Source organism: Comamonas sp. B-9 (assembly GCF_000410635.1).
Lineage (GTDB): Bacteria > Pseudomonadota > Gammaproteobacteria > Burkholderiales > Burkholderiaceae_C > Comamonas.
In genome coordinates this window covers 2,545-2,905 of sequence record NZ_KE148554.1, presented here as the reverse complement: position 1 = coordinate 2,905, position 361 = coordinate 2,545, and the positions used below count along the sequence as shown (strand labels likewise).

1 protein-coding gene is annotated in these 361 nt (G+C 69.8%); it reads left to right on the top strand.

The genetic code is table 11. From position 1 onward, the window contains the following. A partial coding sequence (locus H928_RS27070) for a Smr/MutS family protein (protein WP_043339552.1) occupies positions 1-308 on the top strand: 308 nt, incomplete at its 5' end. Between the last annotated feature and the right edge of the window lie 53 nt (positions 309-361).

The following is a 361-nucleotide window of genomic DNA, read 5'->3' as shown; positions in this document are numbered from 1 at the left end:
TGCATGGCAAGGGCCTGGGCTCACCCGGGCGCATGCCGGTGCTCAAAGGCCGGGTGCACAGCTGGCTGGTGCAGAAAAACGAGGTGCTGGCCTTTGTCCAGGCGCGCCCGGCCGATGGCGGCGCCGGCGCCCTGGTGGTGCTGCTGCGTGCCGCATCGATGGCGGCCAGCGCCGTCAATGTGGCCGATGCGCTGCTGCAGATGCAGGCACTGGCCCAGCAGGCTGCAGCCGTGCCTGCACCCGACCCGGTGGCCCAGCAGGTCGCATCCTGGGCGGCGCAGTACCGCAGCGCCAAGCCCAAGCGTTGACAGCTAGCTTTTAAGAAGCCCCGGGCTTGCCCTGCGGCAAGGGGGCGCTGAAA